Genomic DNA, 16,197 nt, shown 5'->3' on the forward strand with positions numbered 1-16,197 from the left:
TGGGGCCCGCTCCGCTGTGTGCGGGCCGGCTGGTGTTCAGTCGGTGGGGCGGGTCGCCCGTTCGAGCGCGAGAAGCACGGATTGGTAGGGGCGCCCCGTGGCGTGCTCCATGCCGATCTCGCATGTGCGATTGGCCGACAGATAGGCGTCGAACCTGCCGGTCGTCACCTCGGCGGCCTCGTGTGCCGTCGCCGCCTCGGTCAGCTCCCTGTGCAGCAGTCCACGGTCCCCGGCGAAGCCGCAGCACTCCGCGTAGACAGGCACGGTGACGTCGCCCGCCATGAACTCGGCGACGGTTTGCAGCTGCTCTACGTCCTTGAGGTGCCGCATGGAGCAGGTGGGATGGAGCACCACGCTGTCCAGTGGGTCGGTCACCTCCAGGTGCGGCAGCAACTCGGCAGCCCATGCGACAGAGTCCACCACGGTGAGGGCCTGGTGCTTGCGCAGGTTCTCCGGCGTGAGATAGGGGATCACTTCCTGCCCGATGCCGAGCGTGCAGGAGGAGGCGTCGACGATGAGCGGAAGGCGTCCCTTGTCGGTCCACTCCCAGGCTCGTTCGACGATACGGTTCGCCATGACGGTGTTGCCGGTGTCGTAGCCCTTGGAGTGCCAGATGGTCGCGCAGCACGATCCGGCAAGGTCCGGCGGTACCCAGACCGGTCGTCCGGCCCGACGGGAGACCGTGACGACCGCTTCGGGCAGGGAGAGCCCGGGTGCGCCGTCGGGACCCGCGAAGATGCGGTTGACGCAGGCCACGTAGTAGACGGCGACGGCGGTGCCCCGCTCGGTGGCGGGCAGCGGTGTACGGGCGGGGGACGGAACGGCGGGGATCCACTCGGGAACCAGGTCCGGTGAGATCGCGGTCCGTATGGCGGAGGTGACTCGGCCCAGGACGCGGTCGCTGATGTGGTCCGCGGCACCGAGGGCGGCCCGCACCGATGTCTCGGCCAGGGAGAACCGCCGCGCGAGGCGAGCCGCGTTGCGTTCTTCCCGTTCGGAGTTCCGCTGATGGCGAAAGGCCTTCATGAAGGCACCGGTGTCGATGCCGACGGGGCATGCCGTCTTGCAGGTGGCGTCGCCGGCGCAGGTGTCGACGGCGTCGTAACCGTAGGACTCCAGGAGGTTGTTCAGCGCAGCGGAGTCGTCGCTCTGGCGCAGCATCTCGCGACGCAGCACGATGCGTTGGCGAGGCGTCGTGGTGAGGTCGCGGCTCGGGCAGACCGGTTCGCAGAAACCGCACTCGATGCAGGCGTCGGCGACAGGCTCGATGGCGGGAATGGTTTTGAGGCCCCACAGGTGGGCGGTGGGGTCGCGGGTGAGGACCACGCCTGGGGCAAGCACGCCCTGGGGATCGAGGGTGTGCTTGATGCGCCACATCAGTTCGGTGGCGCGGCTGCCCCATTCGGTTTCGAGGAACGGTGCCATGTTGCGGCCAGTGGCGTGCTCCGCTTTGAGGGAGCCGTCGAAGCGGCTCACCACCATGGTGCAGAACTCGTCCATGAAGTCGGCGTACCGCTGGACGTCGTCCGGACTCGCTGCGTCGAGGGCGAGCAGGAAGTGCAGGTTGCCGTGGGCCGCATGGCCGGCGACGGCGGCGTCGTACCCGTGGCGGCGCTGGAGCTCCGACAGTGCCTCGCACGCCTCTGCCAAGCACGTGGGCGGTACCGCGAAGTCTTCGGTGATCAGTGTCGATCCGGCCGGCCGGGCTTTGCCGACTGCCGTCATGAAGGCCTCGCGGGCGTGCCAGTACGTACCAATGGTGGCTGGGTCGCCGATGAAGCGGTTGGTGACGGACGCCACCGGCGCGACCAGCGTCAGCCGTGCCAGTACGTCGGCGGCGGCCCGCTGGTTGGCTTCGTGCGTCGAGGCGTCCGGGGCGCGGAACTCCACCAGCAGGGCTGCGGTCTCCCGGGGAAGCTCGGCCCAGTCGGCGGGGACGCCGTCGACGCTCGCGCAGGCGCGGAGCGTGTTGCCGTCCATGATCTCCACCGCGCGGGCACCGGCCTCGTTGAACTGCGGCACCGCCGCCGCAGCCGTGGTGAGGTCGGGGAAGAACAGCAGCGCCGTGTGGGTGAGGCGGTCCAGGGACACCGTCCTGAACACGGTCTCGGCGATGAATCCGAGCGTGCCCTGGGAGCCGACCATCAGCCCCCGCAGGATCTCCACGGGGGTGGAGCCGTCGAGGAAGGCGTCAAGGCGGTAGCCATTGGTGTTCTTGAGTTCGTACTTGGCGCGGATCCGGGCCACGAGCGCGTTGTCGGCCTCGATGTCGGCCTTGATGGCCAGCAGACCCGCACACAGGTCGGGTTCCGCTGCCCGGAGCCGCTCGTCGGCGTCCGGGGCCGCGGTGTCGACGACCGTGCCGGATGGGAGGACGAGAGTGAGGGAAGAGAGCAGGCGGTAGGAGTTGCGGGTGACGCCGGCGGTCATGCCCGAGGCGTTGTTGGCGACGACGCCGCCGACGGTGCAGGCGCGGGAACTCGCCGGATCGGGTCCCATCAGCCTGCCGTACCGGGACAGCGCGACGTTGGCGCGTCCGAGGGTCGTACCCGGTCCGATGCGTGCCCTGAGGCCGTCGTCGAGGACCTCGAAGCCGGTCCAGTGGCGGCGCACGTCGACGAGGATGTCGGTGCCCTGTGCCTGCCCGTTCAGGGAGGTGCCCGCCGCGCGGAAGACGACAGCACGCCGGTGGTCACGAGCGTAGCTCAGTACCGCGGCGATGTCCTCGACGTTTTCCGCGATGACGACCACTTGTGGCACGAAGCGGTAGGGGCTGGCATCCGAGGCGTACTTCACGAGGTCGGACAGCGTGTGCAGCACTTTGTCCGGGCCCAGCAGGCGGACGAGGTCCTCGCGCAGGGCTTCGGGCGTGCCGGGCGCCCGTTCGTCGGGGACCCGATCGGCCGCAGGGCCCCGGTGCTGCTGCGGGCGCAACGCGTCAGGTTTTGGATCGAGCAGTGCCATGCGGCTCTCCGTTGCATTACGGGTGGTGGCCGGCCGACGGTGCCCGGGTTCTGCGCCTGGCGGGACGGGCCGGAGGGACGGGGGCCCCGCGGCCGGGCCGCGGGGCGCTGTCCACCGGTGGGACGTCGTTGTCCGGGCGGAAAGGAATGTCCGGCCCGCGTCAGTGACCGGAGCGAACGGAACGGGTGGCGCGCAGGATCAGGTCGGTGACGGGCCCGGGGTCGCTCACGGACACGGCGTGCGGGGCGCGGACGGTGACGGTGTGAGCCCGGGCGCGCTTGGCCATCCACCGCTCGGCGGTCGGCGGAATGTTGCGATCCTCGGTTGCGACGAGGTACCAGCTGGGGATCTTCTTCCAGGCGGCGGCCGTGGCGGGTTCCTGGAGCGCGGCGAGGGTGATCGGTCGCTGCCCCGCGGCCATGACCTGGGCGGTCCCGACGGGGACGCCCGCCGCGAACTGCTGGCGGAAGAGGTCCTTCTTGATGACCAGTTCCTCCCCCTGTCCGCCATCGGGCAGCGGGTAGTACTGAGTGGCGGTGGCCTGTCCCAGGGTGCTGCCGGGGAACTTGTCGGTGAGCTGGAGCGCGCTCTCCCCGACTTCGGGCACGAAGGCGGCGATGTAGACCAGGGCCTTGACGTGCGGGGCGTCGGCCGCGGCCTGGCTGATGACCGCTCCGCCGTAGGAGTGCCCCACCAGCACGATCGGGCCGGTGATGCTGTCCAGGACGCTGCGGATGTAGGCGGAGTCGCTCGCCAGGCCACGCAGGGGCAGGGCCGGTGCCAGAACGCGGTGACCGTGCCGCTGGAGGCGCTCGATCACTCCGCTCCAACTGGAGGCGTCGGCGAACGCTCCGTGGATCAGGACGATGGTGGGTGTGTCCCGCCGCTCGTGCGGTCTGCGCGGGTGGTCGGCTGCCGCCGCCGGCCCGGAGTACGCGACGCCTGCGGTGCTCAGCGCAGCAGCACCGGCCAGGAGAGACGCTGTCACGGTGCGGCGCGAGATGGGTGAGTTCATGGATTGCTCTCCGAGGGAGGGGAGGGTCGTTTCCGTCGTGGCCGGATGGGCGGGTGTGGCCGACAGCCGGTGGCTCAGGCCGAAGTCGCCTGGACGGCTTCCTCGATCAGCTCGACGACGCGCTCGGGGTGGGAGAGCATCACCAGGTGGGAGGAGTCGACCTCCACGGTCTTCATGCCGGCCCGCTGGTAGCCGTAACGCTCCACGTCCGGGTTGATGGTGTGGTCGGAGGAGGCGACCAGGCCCCAGGACGGCTTGGTCTTCCATGCGGCGGCCGGGGCCGCGTCGGCGAAGGCCTGGGCCGCGAGCGGGCGCTGGGAGACGGCGAGGACCTCGGCGAGGCGGGAGTCGACGTCGGCGGCGAAGATGGCGGGGAACTTGTCGGGCTGGACCGTCACATCGGTGCCGGTCTCGCTCGAACCCTCGATCGGGAAGGGGGTGTAGACGAGCGCGGCAGCGAGGTCGGAGTCCGGGAAACGGCCCTGCAGCTCGCCGAGGCTCTCGCCCTTCTCGAGGGCGTAACCGGCGAGGTAGACCAGTCCCTTCACGTTGTCCTCGGTGCCCGCGACCGTGATGACGGCGCCACCGTAGGAGTGGCCGACCAGGATGACGTCGCCCGGTATCTGGCGGACGATCGAGGCGATGTAGGCGGCGTCGCCGATCAGGCTGCGGTTGGGGACGGCCGGGGCGACCACGTCCAGACCGCGGGCGATCAGCCGCGGGATCACCTGCGCGAAGCTGGAGGCATCGGCGAACGCGCCGTGGATGAGGACGACGGTCGGCTTGGGGGAACGGGACATGAGAGAACTCCCTCTGAGGGTGATGGCAGGTGCGCGAGGCGGTCTGTCGGCGCAGACGGCGACGGTCGTCCGCTCGCCGGGGTTTCGGGTACTGCTCGGCGCTCGGTGGCGGCGTGGGGTCAGGCCGCCCCGGCTGGGCGATCGGCCTGTTCGACGCCCTTCGTGGAGCGCGCCGAGCTCGATGTTGCTGGTACGAAAGGAACCTTACTGAGGATCGGCGTGATGTGTTTGCCCGTCAGTGCCCTGATTGTGGACTTTCCGTGCTCACCGGTGACCTATGTCAGCCGTTCCAGTCGCTGAGGAAGTCCAGGAGTTCGCGGTTGACGACGTCGGGCCGCTCCTCCTGGCACAGGTGGCCGCACTGGGGGATCGGCACTCCGCGGACGTCGCGGGCGATCCCCTTCCACACGTCGAGGACGTCGTAGGCCTGTCCCACGGCACTGAAGTCCTCGCCCCACAGGGTGAGCACGGGGCACTCGATGAGCCGGTCGGCGTCCTCCTGGTCCTGGGCGACGTCCTGGGGCGCCGCGCGGTAGTCCATGCAGGAACCTCGCACGGCCCCGGGCTGTTGGTAGGCGCGCACGTAGACCGCGATCTCGTCGGGGGTGAGCATGTCCGGGTTGTAGGACCAGCTGCGGTAGAAGTGGGTGAGCCAGGTCTCCTCGCGGCCGGCGATCAGCGCCTCGGGAAGGTCGGGTACACCGAGGAAGGTGAAGAACCAGTAGCCCTGCCGGGCGAGGGCCACGTCGTAGGTCTCGGCGATGATCCGGGTGGGGATGTTGTCCATGGCCACGAACCGGTCGATGCGCTCGGGGTGGTCCTTGGCGAACCGGGTGCCGACACGGGCTCCGCGGTCGTGGCCGACCACGACGATCCGCTCGTGCCCGAGGTGGTCCATCAGTGCGACGACGTCGTTGGCCATGGTCCGCTTGTCGTAGCCGGATGCGGGTTTGTCCGTGTCGCCGTAGCCGCGCAGATCCGGTGCGACGACGGTGAACCGCTCCGCCAGCACGGGTATCTGCTTGCGCCAGCCGTACCAGGTCTCAGGGAAACCGTGCAGCAGGTAGACGGGGGGTCCCTGGCCCGCTGTGACCCAGTGCTGCTTGATTCCGTTGAGTACGGCTGTGTGGTGTGTGATACCTGTCAGGTCTGACATGGCGATGCCCGTTCGGATCAAAGGGAGTGGACAGAGGGGGTGCGCCTCCGCGCGAGGAGAGGGCCGCCGGATCGTGTGCGGTCACGGACGCGGAATGTTGCGGAGGTTTGCCCGGGCAAGGTCGATCATGCGTCCGACGCCGCCTGTGAGGACGGTGCGGCTCGCCGAGAGCGCGAAACCGGTGACCTGCTCGGTGGTGATCTTCGGCGGGAGCGCGAGGGCGTTGGGGTCGGTGACCACGTCGACCAGTGCCGGGCCGTCATGGGCGAACGCTTCCCGCAGGGCTTCTCGCACCTGCGTGGGCTTCTCGACCCGGATGCCGCGTGCGCCGGCCGCGGTGGCGATGGCCGCGAAGTCGGTGGGTGGGTAGTCGGTGCCGTGCGGTGGCAGTCCGTCGACCATCATCTCCAGGTCGACCATGCCCAGCGAGGAGTTGTTGAAGACAACAACCTTCACGGGCAGGTCGTGGTGAACGAGTGTCAGGAAGTCACCCATCAGCATCGAGAAGCCGCCGTCGCCGGAGAGCGACACCACCTGACGAGAGCGGTCGAGGAACTGTGCACCGATGGCCTGCGGCAGCGCGTTGGCCATGGAACCGTGGACGAAGGAGCCGAGGATGCGACGTCGGCCGTTCGGCGTCAGATAGCGGGCTGCCCACACGCAGCACATACCGGTGTCCACGGTGAACACCGCGTCGTCGGCCGCCTCCTCGTCGAGCACGGATGCCACGTACTCCGGATGGATCGGGGTGTGGTGGTCCACTCTGCTGGTGTAGGCACTGACGGCGCCCTCCAGGGCGTGGGCGTGCCGGTGCAGCATGCGGTCGAGGAACCGGCGCGACGGCTTGTCCCGTACGGCAGGGATCAGGCACCGGAGCGTCTCGCGGACGTCCCCCCACACGGCGAAGTCCAACTGCGTGCGCCGTCCCAGCCGTTCCGGCTGCACGTCGATCTGAACGGTCCGCACGTGGCGGGGCAGGAAATCCGTGTACGGGAAGTCCGTACCGAGGAGCAGCAGCAGATCGCACTCGTGCATCGCCTCGTAGGCGGCGCCGTAGCCCAGCAGGCCGGACATGCCCACGTCGTACGGGTTGTCGTACTGGATGTGCTCCTTGCCGCGGAGCGCGTGACCCACGGGAGCCTTGACCTTCTCGGCGAACGCCATCACCTCGGCGTGGGCTCCGGCGACACCGCGGCCGCAGAACACGGTGATCTTCTGTGCGGCGTCCACCATTTCGGTGAGCCGCGTCAGTTCCTCGTCGGCCGGCCTGATCGCGGGTCGGTCCAGCGGCATGGTGAGTTGTACCCCGTCACCTGGGGAGTCCTCGGCGGCGACGTCGCCGGGCAGAGCCACCACGGAGACACCGCGTCGGCCGACCGCGTGCTGGATCGCCGTCTGGACCACCCGCGGCATCTGCCGGGGTGAGGAGATCTGTTCCGAGTAATGACTGCACTCCTCGAACAGCCGGTCGGGGTGGGTCTCTTGGAAGTAGCCGGTGCCGATCTCGCCGCTCGGGATCTGCGCGGCCAGGGCGAGCACAGGTGCCATGGAACGGTGCGCGTCGAACAGGCCGTTGATCAAGTGCAGGTTGCCCGGTCCGCACGACCCCGCGCACGCGGCGAGCTTGCCCGTCAACTGGGCTTCGGCGCCGGCGGCGAAGGCTGCGACTTCCTCGTGACGAACCTGGATCCAGTCCAGAGCGTCGTGCCGTCTGACCGCGTCGACGACGGGGTTCAGGCTGTCACCGACCACCCCATAGATGCGGCGCACGCCGGCGCGGGCCAGGAGCTCGACGTACTGCTCGGCTACGGACTGTACGGCCATGGTGCTCCTCAACTGGTCGCTCACGGGGCCGTGGCCAGGCTACGGAGACGCCGGGCGGGCCAGTTGCTTCTCCGTGCACCGCTCGGAGCCCGGCAGCGCACCGGTCGTGACTCGGAGGAAGCGGCTTCGTCTGCGGGGCGTGGTCGACCCGGCGGGCGTGCCGCAGCTGGGCAGCGGCCCGGAAGCGACCGTGCGGGTGCGACCCGTGGATGCGGGTCGCACCCTGGGTGTGACGTCCAGTGCGGCGCAGGCGGCCTGCGGAGGTCGGCAGGTGGTGACACGAGCCGCACGGCGTGCCCAATGGCGCTCGAATCAGTGCTCGTTACCGGACTCGTGCTCAGGCGCCAGAAGTACGGCTATACGGCTGGTGTGAGCGACGGCGTCACTGACCCGGGGGTTGATGAGCGCTTCGAGCGATCCGCGATGGTGAGGGCTGAGGATCAGAAGGTCGGCCTCCCACTCCTCGGCGGCGGAGGAGATGGTGGTGGCTATCTGAGTCGTCAGCGCGTCGACCACGGTGCCCTCGGCCTCGACACCTGCGTCACGCAGGCGGGCGAGGGCCTCATCAAGGATGCCCTTGGCTTCGGCGTCGTCCTCCAGGGAGACCACGGCGGCAATCGTTGCGGTGGAAGGAGCGACGTGCAGAACACTGACCTTGGCCCCGGTCAGTCGTGCCATGTCACCGGCCAGGCCGATGACGGAGTGGCGGGCGGGGCTGGGATCGACTGCGACGAGAATGCGCTGAAACATGATCTTTCTTTCCTTTCAAGACACGCCTGGAGCTCAAGACCCCTGAGGGACGATCGAGCATCGTCCTGAACAACCGGTGGTGCTGCTGTGTTCCGCAGAGGGCCTGCGCTCAAGCGTGAGGCGTCTGAGCCGGCATCAGGCGTACAGCTACCGCACCTGAGCTTCCTCGTGGATCAGTGGATACCGGCATCGCCGCTCATGCGGGCGCAAGCGAGACAGAAGTACTTCCCTGGGCAACGCTCCGTGCGTTCCTCGGCAAGCCCCCAAGTCACCGGACCATAGGGTTTACGGGTAAGAAATTACGTTTCTGCATTATTCGGGGGGCATGATGGAACAGCACCTCAGTACCGTCACGTGCCAAACGACGGCACACGTGAGCGCTCCGAAGGGGCCGCCGCCGTTGCCCCTGCGGGCGGAATTGCATTACAGGGTCACTGACCCCTATGCCGTCCGACTCTCCCTCGGGCCGTCGACCGGGCCACTCACGACCTGGACCTTTGCCCGTGAACTGCTCGCTGAGGGCTTGAGACGTCCTGCTGGCCCCGGCGATGTCATGGTGATTCCCAGATACTGCCACCATCCACACTCCATACGCATCGTTCTGAGCAATTTGGCCGGCACGGCACTCATCGAGCTGGCTGCCGCGGAGGTGGATGCATTTCTTCAGCAGGCCTTCGCCCTGGTCCCTCTCGGAACTGAAAGTGATCACCTGGATGTCGACGGCGCCATAACTGTGCTCATGGGGCGAAGCCTCTGAGCAGAGCCCGATGCCCTGACGAATGCAAGATCGAGGGGAGTCCCTGGTGCCCAGAAGGACACCGCCCCGAGCATGCATGGTCGCCATCGTGCTGAAGGCCGAGGAGGTCGGCCTCGACGTCTTCGCGACCGGTGAGCACCACAACCCGCCGTCAGCGTCACCGGCCCCGACGCCCTCACCGGCGGCGTGTACGCCGCCTCCAGGGGCCGGGGCGCCGAAGGACTGAACGGGTGCATCGCACGGGCAGCAGGAGAACTGGTGGCCCTGATGCAACGCGTCGGCCGGGAACCCGCAGGGCAGAGTCCTGCACCAGTGCCCTACCCGCAGCATTTCGCCGCGCCGGACCAGCTCCCCAGCCGTAAACAGGCGTATCCCACCACAAGGCTGTAACGCTGCCGTATGGAAGGAGAGACCGATGAAGACTCGGACGAGGCCGCTTTTGGAGGACTGGGAATGGCAAGCCGACGCCGCGTGCCGCGGCATGGACAGCTCGGTCTTCTTCTCGCCTGCCGGTGAGCGTGGCCCAGCGCGCCGGCGGCGGGAGGAAGCGGCACGAGAAATCTGCCGTAGCTGCCCCGTCAGTGATCCATGCGCTCGCTTCGCTCAGGCGTCGCAGCAGTACTACGGAATTTGGGGCGGACATACCGAGACCGAGCGCCGTGCTGCGGCCCCCGTGAGGAACCGAAAGTAAAGGTACCGATCCCCTGCTCGGCCGCGCTCCGCTCATATGCCGGAGCTCCCACCCGCTCCCGGACGAGGGCGTACGAACACCAAGCGACGTCATCGCCGCGACTGTCACGACCAACTTGGTGACAGCAGTGCTCGACAGTCCCTCGCACCGGCCCTGTGCAACCGGGGCTGCACAGACCGTCCGGAATTGCTGCGTGGCAGTGCCGACTCAGCTCGGCTGACGTGGACGACACATGGATCGACTGGGCCATCCTCGTGCGGAGACTCCTCGGCGACCGCTGATCTTTGCGGTACGAGTTGGAGGCCAAGCCTTGTCGGGCGAACGCTTGTCGTCGGCTCGTTCCATCGTCGGCGCGGTAGCGGGTGTGTCGTGGTGTGCCTCTCAACGCGCCTGCCGGGTTCTTTCGGGGAAGGCGATGGTGGCATGATGGGCACCGTCGTAGACGATGTCTTCGTGGCTGCGGCCGATGGAGTTCCACCACATGTCGACCGGTTCCTGTAAGGAGTTCCGCTCAACCGCTGCCTGAACCGGGCGTTGCGTGTCGTTCGTCGGGATCAGCCTGTCGTGTCCGACGCCCCGCCAGCCCCGTTCCGCAAGGCCGAGCCGGTCATCAGATCGAGTTCACCGAGCCGCAAGGCCGATGGACGGATGGTGCAACGACCATGCCGCCGGTCCAGGTGAAGTCGTCAGGCCTGTGATGATCCGCGAAGCTCCAGGTGCCGATCAGCGTCCGCGCACGCCCCACCGACAGCGCTCGAGGGCCGCCCAGCGGCACGTCCCACGCGGAGATGACGACGACCTGCGGCACAGCAGCTCCCTGTGTGTTCAGCTCCCCCTCGGCTGAATGTGGGTCTGATGCAGGCCCTGCAGGGGCCGAGCGGAATCCGGCAGCCAGCCAGGTGTGGCCGAGGGCCACCGACTGCACCTGCTGCCTCCCGGCCGCGCTCCACGGCTCCGACCAGTCCGCGACACGGGCGCGTACTGCACGGCGAGTTCCCTCTGGGGCAAGACGACAGGGCGGCCGGGCACACCTGCTTATCTTTCATTGCGATGACGAGCGCCCCGACCCATCACGCCAGGCGCGTTAACGATCGGGGGGTCAGCACCCCGGACGCCGGGACGAAACGGGGACTTCCACGCCTGTGACCTGCACTGATACAACCCACGGTTCCCCTCTGCCGGGTCCTCGAGCGTCTCGTGGGCGGCTTGAAGGACAAGAGCCCAATCCTTCGGACAAGAACTCTCCAGGCATGGCATGCTGTGCCTGTCCGATTGTGCACTCACGATCATTGCCCTTCTTAGCGTAGAGGACTACGTTGGAACGCTTTCAGCAGCCGTTGACGCCGGCCCGTATCGGTGGCAGCGAGCCACCGATACGGGGTCGGGACGAGGAGTTGGCCTTCCTCGACGCACGGTTCGCCGCGCTGGCACGAGGACAGGGCGGCGTCGTGTGCATAGAAGGGTCTCCTGGCAGCGGCAAGAGCCGTCTCCTCACGGAGGCGCAGACCATGGCGACGCGCCACAGACTGAGGGTTTTCCAGGGCGGCGCCGACCCCGATGGCCAGTTCATCCCCTTGGGACCGTTGCTGGACGGTCTCCTGACGGGCACCGGGACCTTGTTCGACGTCGAGAAGCTGCGCGATCTGGCGACCGCACCGGAGCAGCGATTCTGGCTGTTGCAGGAGCTGCAGGACCGGCTGGAACGGGCAGCGCTCGACACCCCTCTGGTCATCGCGCTGGACGACGTTCAGTGGCTGGACGACGTCACGCTCCTCGCCCTGCGCACGCTCTCGGTCCGGCTGTCGTCCCACGCGATCCTGTGGCTGCTGGCTGTCCGCAGCAATGCCGGCGTGCCTGGTGTCCGCGCGACGTTGGACCAGCTCGAACAGCTCGGCGGCCGCCGGCTGGAACTCGGTCCGCTCGCGGACAGCGCTGTCGCCGAGATCACACAGGACGTTCTGGAAGCCGTCCCCGATTCCGGGACGCTGAAGGCGGCCCGTCGGGCAGAGGGCGTGCCACTGCTGCTGGTCGAATTGCTGCGCAGTATGCGCGACGAGCACTCAGTGGTCATCGAAGGCAATGTCGCGCGTCTGGCCGGTGAGGACCTGCCCGCCCGTTTCCAGGCCTCCGTGCGTCTCACTCTCGACCGGCTCGCCCCGCCCACCCGTGAGGTCGTCCAGACCGCGTCGGCGGTCGGCCGGACCGTCACCATCGGACTCCTGGCCGAACTGCTGGGCAAGCCGACGGCGACGCTGATAGCGCCGGTGCAGGAGGCACTCGACTCTCATCTGTTCGTCGAACGCAACGAACGGCTGCTGTTTCGCCATGACCTGTTCCGCGAGGCCGTCGAAAGCAGCCTTCCGATGTCGGTACGCCGCGCTGTGCGGCGTCATGCCGCTGACGCCCTGCTGGAACGTGGCGCCCCGGTGACGGAAGCAGCCGCTCTGCTCCTGGACACCGCCGAAGCCGGTGACCGCCGAGCCGTGGAACTGCTGAGGGCCGCCGCGGCAGAACTGTCCGCGTCCGCACCGTCATCGGCTCAGCAGCTCAGCCACCGGGCGCTGGAGCTGACCGCCGCCTCCTCACCGGAGCATCCGGCGATCGTTGCGGAAACGATGCTGCTGTTGTGGCAGACGGGTCAGGCGTCAGAGGCTCGATCGCTTGCCGCCGCCGTGCTGCCGGGGAGCATGCGACCGGAGGCGGAAGCGCAGCTGCGACTCGGTCTGGCGCGCATGTCCAGCCAGTACGACTTCACTGAAGCTGCCGCGCAGGCACGTATCGGCTCTGAGCTTCGTGGAATCTCACCCGGCTTGCGCGCCCAGCTGCTGGCGCTGAGATGCCTCAACCTGTCGATGATCGGCGACTTCGAGGCGACCGCCCGAGCCGTCGCCGACGCACTCGATGCGGCGGCACAGGCCCATGACAAAGCCGCTCAGGCCACCGCGATCGCTGTCGACTCCGTGGTGCAATTTTACCGCATGGACTGGCAGAAGGCCTTCGAGCTGGCCGACCGAGCGGCGTCTCTGGCGACCGAGGTGGGCTTCGCCCATTCACTGTGGGTCCCGGAGGCTCTCTGGAAAGCATTCCTGTTCAACGCGGCGGGTATGACGGCCGAGGCGCTCGCGGAGTCCGAAGCGGGAATCCGAGAGACCCAGAGGCAGGGGCAGGCCGCGGCCATGGGCCTGTGGATGAGTAACCGTTCCCGTGTCCTGTTCGACGCCGGCCTCCTGGAGGACGCGCGGGCAGAAGCCGAGGCCACCGCGGCGATAGCGGACGAGTTGGGCATGGGGAACTTCGCCGACGCGACGGCTCTGTACACACTGCTGCGTGTCGCCCTGCACACCAACGACCGGGAGGCGGTCCGGGCCTACACCGCGCAGGCGAAGCACATGGTCGACGACCCGGCGGTTCTTGTCCGCAACGTCGGCTCCTGGATGCTCGCCCTGGTCGCGGACGATGAAGGACGTCCTGACCGCGCCATGGAACTTCTGGACGAGTCCTTCAGCACGTTCGAGCTGACAGGCCCTTCCCTGGCCAGTCCCGATGATCCGGCTGACGCGCCTGTCTTCGTTCGCATGGCGCTGCGGGCGGGAGCGGGGGAACGTGCTGCTGCGGCTGTCTCCATCGCTGAGCGCCGAGCGGCCAGTAATCGCGATTTTCCGATCCTCGAAGCTGTCGCCGCTCATTCCCGGGGCCTGCTCGACAATGATCTCGCGCTGCTTCTGCGCGCTGTCGAGCTGTACGACGGCATTCCTCGGCTGCTCCCCCGGGCCTCCGCGCTCGAAGACGCGGGTCGAAAACTGGCCATACGCCGCGCCGCCGAAGCTGTGCCCCATCTTGATGCGGCACTCAACCTGTACATCGAAGCGGGCGCCGAACGGGACGCAGCGCGTGTCCGCCGTCAGCTCCGGGTCGTGGGGGCGCCTCGACGGCGAACCTCATCGAAGAAGTCCGCTACGGTCTGGCCGGAGCTGACCCCGTCCGAGGTAGCGGTCATCCGTCTCGTCGCGCAGGGGCTGACCAACCGAGAGGCCGCGGAACGCCTGGGGCTGTCACCGCACACCGTCAGCTCACACCTGCGGCATGCGTTCGCCAAGCTCGACATCACCTCCCGTGCCGAGCTGACGCAGCTGGCCATCACACGCCAACACGCAGAGTAGTCGCTTCGTATCCCACGTCTTCTCTCAAGATCTGTCGCTGTCGTGCGACGCGCAGTCGCACTGCCGGCAGCCAGGATCTGAGGGAAAGGGGGGAACGACTCTCATGACGACTGACACGACTGCCCACGGCGGCGTACGCGAAAGCATCTACACCACCGAATTGGTTCCCACTCAGGAAAGGCGGAGCTACTGGCGACAAGCTCTGTCCCAAGCGTTCGGGAAGGTGGACATCTCCGTGCCTACCGACGCGTACTCCGGCACCGTCCGTACGGCTTCCCTCGGCCGGCTCCGGGCGGTGACCGTGGAAGGCGACGGCATGGCCCTCCGTCGCACCCGCCGCCCTGCTGCCGGAGAAGGCGAGGAGGAGTGCGTCGTCCTCAAACTCCTGGAGACAGGCATCGCCCGGGTGGAGCAGGACGGGCGGGAGGGGCAGATCCAGCCGGGGGACATCTTCGTCTACAACACGACTCGCCCCGTCCGACTGGATCTTCCCCAGTCCTTCCGCATCAAGTCCCTCGTGCTGCCCCGGGGGATGCTGGGCTTGCGCGATCCCGAGGTGAACCAGATCACGGCTGCCCCTTTCGGGCCCGACTCCTCGCTCGGCGGGCTGCTGTCCCCCTTCATCACCGGGCTCGTGGACGATGCGGCGGCGTTCCCGCCCCACATCCAGGAGCTGATGGCCCTCAACGCGGCGGACCTGCTCGGGACGCTGGCCGATGAGTGGCTTGGCAGGACGAGGGCGCAGGCGCAGGAGAAGCCCCAGACCCTGTTGCTGAGGGTTCAGTCATTCATCGACGAGAAGCTCGCGGATCCGGCACTCTCCCCTGCGCAGATTGCGCGCGCCCACCACATCTCACTGCGTTATCTGCACAAGCTGTTCCAGGCCGAAGGCATCACCGTGAGCCGCTGGATCCTGCAGCAGCGCCTGGAGGCCTGCCGGCGTGATCTGCTGCGCCACCAGATGAAGGGCCTCACGATTGCCGCGGTGGCACATCAGCGTGGTTTCGCCAGTGCCGCCCACTTCAGCAGGTCGTTTCGAGCCGCCTACGGTATGTCCCCCAGTGAGTGGCGCAAGTCTCAGCAGCCCTCACCGGAGGCGGCCCGATGACGGGTCCGCGTGATGAACCGTTCAGGGCCCGCGCCGTCCTGGCAGGTGTCTCATGCGGTCCCGTGACGGCAGCCCGATGCTCGGGGCGATCCGGTACGTGATGGACACAGGCACCAGACCGTCGGCCGGCCTGGGTTCGAACACCAGGGGCCGAACGGTGGAACGACCCCTCGGCGTTGTTCAACGGCAGCGGAGCAGGCTCAGTGCACCGCCCACCGGCAGGCCGCGCCGGCCAGCAGAGGTTGTCAGTGCCTGCCCGCCCTGGAATACCACGAGGCAGACGGCGAGTCCCCGGCCTCTGACCCAGCCGGGAGCCGCTGCTGCGGGGCGGCGTTGAGGGTGGACGGCACACCGGTCCGGCCAGGCCCCCTGTGCCGGACAGCGGGCAGGGCGACGGCGCCGCCCGCCACACCGACACCGACGGCCTCAGTGTGAGCCCGTGTCCGCCCGACCCGAGGTCCGGGGAACGGCCGGCGCCGAGGGGAAGCAGCGACCGGAGCGCCGCTCCGCCCGGGATGAACAGGGCCGTGCGCTGCAGGACACGGCGGACGCCGGGAGCGTGCCGGAGGTAGCGTCTGCCGACCCACACAGCCGCCATGAGTTGTCCGCCCCGGGTGATGGTCCGGGGCATCGTCGGCCATCGCCACAGCAGCAGTACCGCCGCGATGCCCGGACAGGACAGGGCGTTGAAGGCGAAGACCCGGCCTGCGCCCGCCGCGGCGACCACCGCGCCGCCGAGGGCGGGGCACCCGGCGGCGGGCCAGGTTGATGTTCACGGTGCCCAGGGCGGCCGCCGCCCCGGTTGCCCGCGCTCCACGAGCTCGGGCTGGATGGCCGCCGCCGGCCTCGGCAGTGCGGTGCCGCACCCGAGACGACGAGCACGGCACCCAACCCGCTCCTCCGTGGTCCTCATGAGGGGGGCCTGGTCCAGGCGGGGGCGGAGGCGGACAGGCGGTGTGTGGCTGCTGAGGT

At 68.4% G+C, this 16,197-nt stretch carries 12 protein-coding genes and 1 pseudogene; 5 read left to right on the forward strand and 8 right to left on the reverse strand.

Annotated features, from left to right (window positions below):
• Nucleotides 1-36: 36 nt before the first annotated feature.
• From IE260_RS02110 to IE260_RS02135, 6 genes are all read right to left on the reverse strand, one after another.
• Complete coding sequence (locus tag IE260_RS02110) at nucleotides 37-2,964, reverse strand: FAD-binding and (Fe-S)-binding domain-containing protein (protein ID WP_189868666.1); 2,928 nt, start codon at nucleotides 2,962-2,964, stop codon at nucleotides 37-39.
• A gap of 160 nt (nucleotides 2,965-3,124) precedes the next feature.
• Entirely contained in the window at nucleotides 3,125-3,979 is an 855-nt protein-coding gene (locus IE260_RS02115; RefSeq protein WP_189868667.1) for an alpha/beta fold hydrolase, read from the reverse strand.
• Between the two features lie 74 nt (nucleotides 3,980-4,053).
• The gene (locus tag IE260_RS02120) at nucleotides 4,054-4,779 is read right to left on the reverse strand and encodes an alpha/beta fold hydrolase (RefSeq protein WP_189868668.1); all 726 of its coding nucleotides are present in this window, start codon (nucleotides 4,777-4,779) and stop codon (nucleotides 4,054-4,056) included.
• Between the two features lie 280 nt (nucleotides 4,780-5,059).
• A complete protein-coding gene (locus IE260_RS02125; RefSeq protein ID WP_189868669.1) occupies nucleotides 5,060-5,935 on the reverse strand; it encodes an alpha/beta fold hydrolase in 876 nt (291 codons plus the stop codon).
• Between the two features lie 81 nt (nucleotides 5,936-6,016).
• The gene (locus IE260_RS02130; RefSeq protein WP_189868670.1) at nucleotides 6,017-7,759 is read right to left on the reverse strand and encodes a pyruvate dehydrogenase; all 1,743 of its coding nucleotides are present in this window, start codon (nucleotides 7,757-7,759) and stop codon (nucleotides 6,017-6,019) included.
• Between the two features lie 312 nt (nucleotides 7,760-8,071).
• The gene (locus IE260_RS02135) at nucleotides 8,072-8,509 is read right to left on the reverse strand and encodes a universal stress protein (RefSeq protein ID WP_189868671.1); all 438 of its coding nucleotides are present in this window, start codon (nucleotides 8,507-8,509) and stop codon (nucleotides 8,072-8,074) included.
• 328 nt (nucleotides 8,510-8,837) lie between these two features.
• Between IE260_RS02135 and IE260_RS02140 the strand changes: the two genes are divergently transcribed.
• The 3 genes and pseudogenes from IE260_RS02140 (at nucleotide 8,838) to IE260_RS02145 (ending at nucleotide 9,957) form a co-directional block, all read left to right on the forward strand.
• Nucleotides 8,838-9,266: an SsgA family sporulation/cell division regulator gene (locus IE260_RS02140; protein WP_189868712.1), complete on the forward strand. Its 429-nt coding sequence runs from the start codon at nucleotides 8,838-8,840 to the stop codon at nucleotides 9,264-9,266.
• Nucleotides 9,267-9,288: 22 nt separating this feature from the next.
• Nucleotides 9,289-9,438 (forward strand): annotated as a pseudogene (locus IE260_RS42975) (5,10-methylene tetrahydromethanopterin reductase); the annotation flags it as partial.
• 243 nt (nucleotides 9,439-9,681) lie between these two features.
• Nucleotides 9,682-9,957 (forward strand): WhiB family transcriptional regulator, encoded by a 276-nt coding sequence (locus IE260_RS02145; protein ID WP_189868672.1) that lies wholly within the window; start codon nucleotides 9,682-9,684, stop codon nucleotides 9,955-9,957.
• 610 nt (nucleotides 9,958-10,567) lie between these two features.
• On the opposite strand, the gene IE260_RS02150 is transcribed toward IE260_RS02145, so the two are convergent.
• Nucleotides 10,568-10,765 carry a hypothetical protein gene (locus IE260_RS02150; protein WP_189868673.1) on the reverse strand — a complete coding sequence of 66 codons (198 nt, stop codon included), beginning with the start codon at nucleotides 10,763-10,765 and terminating at the stop codon, nucleotides 10,568-10,570.
• A 508-nt stretch (nucleotides 10,766-11,273) separates the two neighbouring features.
• Here IE260_RS02150 and IE260_RS02155 point away from each other — a divergent pair.
• Both IE260_RS02155 and IE260_RS02160 read left to right on the forward strand, forming a co-directional pair.
• Entirely contained in the window at nucleotides 11,274-14,117 is a 2,844-nt protein-coding gene (locus IE260_RS02155) for a helix-turn-helix transcriptional regulator (RefSeq protein ID WP_189868674.1), read from the forward strand.
• A gap of 103 nt (nucleotides 14,118-14,220) precedes the next feature.
• Nucleotides 14,221-15,225 carry a helix-turn-helix domain-containing protein gene (locus IE260_RS02160; protein ID WP_189868675.1) on the forward strand — a complete coding sequence of 335 codons (1,005 nt, stop codon included), beginning with the start codon at nucleotides 14,221-14,223 and terminating at the stop codon, nucleotides 15,223-15,225.
• Here IE260_RS02160 and IE260_RS02165 read toward each other — a convergent pair.
• The gene (locus IE260_RS02165) at nucleotides 15,140-15,952 is read right to left on the reverse strand and encodes an MFS transporter (protein WP_229880349.1); all 813 of its coding nucleotides are present in this window, start codon (nucleotides 15,950-15,952) and stop codon (nucleotides 15,140-15,142) included. The two genes, IE260_RS02160 and IE260_RS02165, sit on opposite strands and share 86 nt — an antisense overlap.
• Nucleotides 15,953-16,197: the final 245 nt, after the last annotated feature.

This window comes from Streptomyces viridiviolaceus, assembly GCF_014650995.1.
GTDB classification, from domain to species: domain Bacteria; phylum Actinomycetota; class Actinomycetes; order Streptomycetales; family Streptomycetaceae; genus Streptomyces; species Streptomyces viridiviolaceus.

What these genes read in the sequence shown, in the direction of transcription:
- IE260_RS02140 (WP_189868712.1), top strand. Translation starts at nt 8,838, where the DNA reads ATGGAACAGCACCTCAGTACCGTCACGTGCCAAACGACGGCACACGTG.
- IE260_RS02130 (WP_189868670.1), bottom strand. Translation starts at nt 7,759, where the DNA reads ATGGCCGTACAGTCCGTAGCCGAGCAGTACGTCGAGCTCCTGGCCCGC.
- IE260_RS02135 (WP_189868671.1), bottom strand. Translation starts at nt 8,509, where the DNA reads ATGTTTCAGCGCATTCTCGTCGCAGTCGATCCCAGCCCCGCCCGCCAC.
- IE260_RS02115 (WP_189868667.1), bottom strand. Translation starts at nt 3,979, where the DNA reads ATGAACTCACCCATCTCGCGCCGCACCGTGACAGCGTCTCTCCTGGCC.
- IE260_RS02125 (WP_189868669.1), bottom strand. Translation starts at nt 5,935, where the DNA reads ATGTCAGACCTGACAGGTATCACACACCACACAGCCGTACTCAACGGA.
- IE260_RS02110 (WP_189868666.1), bottom strand. Translation starts at nt 2,964, where the DNA reads ATGGCACTGCTCGATCCAAAACCTGACGCGTTGCGCCCGCAGCAGCAC.
- IE260_RS02145 (WP_189868672.1), top strand. Translation starts at nt 9,682, where the DNA reads ATGAAGACTCGGACGAGGCCGCTTTTGGAGGACTGGGAATGGCAAGCC.
- IE260_RS02120 (WP_189868668.1), bottom strand. Translation starts at nt 4,779, where the DNA reads ATGTCCCGTTCCCCCAAGCCGACCGTCGTCCTCATCCACGGCGCGTTC.
- IE260_RS02160 (WP_189868675.1), top strand. Translation starts at nt 14,221, where the DNA reads ATGACGACTGACACGACTGCCCACGGCGGCGTACGCGAAAGCATCTAC.